2 protein-coding genes are annotated in these 3,077 nt (G+C 41.4%); both read right to left on the reverse strand.

The annotated features are described in order from the left end of the window. Positions 1 to 30 precede the first annotated feature (30 nt). Positions 31 to 1,506, reverse strand: a complete 1,476-nt coding sequence (gene aldA / locus KGF65_RS16450) for an aldehyde dehydrogenase (protein WP_016526746.1) — start codon at positions 1,504 to 1,506, stop codon at positions 31 to 33. Between the two features lie 111 nt (positions 1,507 to 1,617). Further along, entirely contained in the window at positions 1,618 to 2,739 is a 1,122-nt protein-coding gene (locus KGF65_RS16455) for an NAD(P)-dependent alcohol dehydrogenase (protein ID WP_016526747.1), read from the reverse strand. Positions 2,740 to 3,077 lie beyond the last annotated feature (338 nt).

Here is a 3,077-nt window from a genome sequence, read left to right on the forward strand (position 1 = left end):
TAAGCAGTAAGTTGCTGAAACGATCCCAAATTATCCTTGAGCCTTTTCTGGATGTCCCTGAAGGTAGATGACGTGGGTATTCAAGAATTCTTCGATACCGTGACGACCATCGTCACCACCGATACCTGATTCCTTCCAGCCTGAATGTGATCCATTCATAGCTTCGAAGTTGAAGCGGTTGATGTAAGTTTCACCATCTTCAAGTTCGTTAGCAGCGCGCATTGCGTTATCCAAGTTCTCAGTAAAGATTGATGAAGTCAAACCAAAGTCACTGTCATTAGCCATTTCAATGGCGTCATCCAAAGTCTTGAATGTCAATACTGGCAATACTGGGCCAAAGATTTCGTCCTGAACAATTTCAGAGTCTTGCTTGACATTCGTAATAACTGTTGGTTCATAGTAGAAGCCGTTCTTAATGTTGAGCTTGTGCCCACCAGCAGTGATCTTGCCGCCAGCCTTAACAGCCCGGTCGACCATTCCGGCAACCTTGTCCAAAGCTTCTTGGTTAATCAATGGACCCATACCGATATCTTCGTGTTCCATCGGGTCGCCAACCGTAATTGCTGACATCTTGTCGGACAACTTCTTGATAAATTCATCGGCAACGTCTTCTTGAACGTAAACCCGTTCACAGTTGTTGCAAAGTTGGCCATTGTTATCAACCCGTGAATCAATGATGGATTGAACAGCCAAGTCAATATCGGCATCCTTGCAAACAATAGCTGGGGCTTTACCACCTAATTCAAGTGATACCTTTGCCATGTGAGTTGCAGCACCGGCCATAACCCGCTTGCCTGAATCAACTGAGCCGGTCAAACTGATGATGCCAACCTTCTTATTCTTGGTCAATTCGTCACCAACAACGGAACCGCGACCAGAAATAATATTAACAACACCCTTTGGAATACCAACTTTTTCAACAATCTTAGCAAATTCCAATCCCAAATTAGGGGTATCAGAACTTGGCTTCATAACGATTGTGTTGCCAGTTACCAAAGCCGGACCCATTTTACGAGCAATCAGGAAGAATGGGAAGTTCCATGGTAAGATGCCTGAAGCAACACCAATTGGCTGCTTAGCAATCATGATATTTTCATTCTTATTGTCTGATTGAAGAATTTCACCTTCATATGTCCGTGAGGCGCTTGCCATGTAGTCAAAGTAGTCGGCAGAGAACATAATTTCGGTGGTTGCTAATGACTTGATCTTTCCCTGTTCCTCTTGGAGCATTTCAACCAAGTGATCCTTCTCATTTCGAATTTCAGTTGCGACATCGTGCAAATATTGGCCACGAGTTGCAGCTGGCACTTTCTTCCAAGTCTTTTCAGCTTCATAAGCGGCATCAATCGCTTCTTGAGCTTCCTCACGAGTTGCAGCTGGGACAGTTGAAATCTTCTCACCAGTTGACGGATTGATACCAGTTAACATGTTACCTGATTCCGAATCCTTAAATTCACCATTAATATACATTTGATAGTGCTTCAATGAAACAGCATTTTGTCCCATAATAAATCTCTCCTTTTGATAATTACCTGTCGGCAATAACTAAGATTGATCGGTTATTTTGGCGGGCACAAATTTAATTTTTATGTGAACGTTTAAATTAAACTAACGGAATTATTCTCCTGGTTTATACTGATCATCAATAACTAAGACTGGTTTGATTGTCTTACCACTAACTGAATCAGCGTTTGCTTGATTGATATCATCAAACTTGTAGAACTTTTCGGTCTTATCGAAGTCAAACATGCCTAACTTGTAGAAACTAATCAAACGAGGAACATCAACTTGAGGAATTGAATCACCCATGTTAACACCAACGACTTTACGATCGCTTGTGCAAAGATCATTCCAGGTATCCAAATCAATATGTTGATCGGTAACGGCAATCGTAGCGACTGTCCCGCCTTGTGCCAAGGCTTGAATTGAACCTTCCATGACTGACTTAACACCGGTTGTATCAACCGCATAATCAACACCATGACCATCAGTTAATTTCTTAATTGCTTCAACGGCATCTTCGTCTTTACTGTTAATGGCATCAGTAGCACCAAGCTGCTTAGCTAATTCCAAACGTGAAGGCACAATATCAACGGCAATGACTTTGGTGCATCCAGAAATTCGGCCAGCCATCATAGCAGCCAATCCAACGGCACCAGTACCAAAGACGGCAATTGTTGAACCTGGTTCCGGCTTCAACGTATTGAAGACAGTCCCACTACCTGTGACATAGCCACAGCCAAGAGGTCCAAGTTTACGTAAGTCCAAATCCTTTGAAACTTTAACGGCGTTTCGTTCACGAACAACGGTTGTTGTTGTAAATGATGATTGATCAAACATATCAGCAACCTTGTGACCATCTTCGGTAAAGTGGGCACTGCCGTCAGGACGAACACCTGACAAATTGTTTGCTGCGTAGTTGAGGCATTGAGTTGGAATCCCTTTTAAGCAATTAATACAATTTCCACAGCCATAGAATGAAAGAACAACATGATCACCTGGTTTGAAGTTTTTAACTTCGGAGCCAACTTTTTCAACAATTCCTGAACCTTCATGGCCAAGAATAATTGGATAACCGATTTCAGCGGTTCCTTTACGTAACGCTTCATCTGAGTGACAGACACCAGTGGCAACCATGTGTACTTGAAGGTCGTCAGCCTGCATGTCGGCCAACTCAACGTCGTCCTTCATTTCAAACTTTCCATCCTTCTGATTAACAACTGCTGCTTTAATTCGCATAATCACATCTCCATAACATATATTTGTTAATTAGTGAGCAGCTAGGATTAAAGTAAAAACAGACAATTCTGACTAATCGCCTGTTAAGTTTTTGAAACTATCGCACTTGATGTGAGTGTTGGAATTTCAAAATCATTCATTCACTCGCTCGAACCATAACTGCTTACAACTCTGTTATAACCACCATCCCCCAAAAATTCAAGTTAAAACAAGGCCAAATAAAGGTAAAAGCAAACAATAATTTTCGGAATTGCTGCTCTCACTAATAGTTTGAAAATAAAAATTATTTTCAAAAATATTATGAAGAAATTATTTTGCGTTCATCTTGTTTTAACAGT

Origin of the sequence: Lactiplantibacillus sp. 30.2.29 (assembly GCF_018991255.1) — a bacterium.
Lineage (GTDB): Bacteria > Bacillota > Bacilli > Lactobacillales > Lactobacillaceae > Lactiplantibacillus > Lactiplantibacillus pentosus.

Coding starts and splice junctions, on each gene's coding strand:
- aldA (WP_016526746.1), bottom strand. CDS start 1,506: ATGGGACAAAATGCTGTTTCATTGAAGCACTATCAAATGTATATTAAT.
- KGF65_RS16455 (WP_016526747.1), bottom strand. CDS start 2,739: ATGCGAATTAAAGCAGCAGTTGTTAATCAGAAGGATGGAAAGTTTGAA.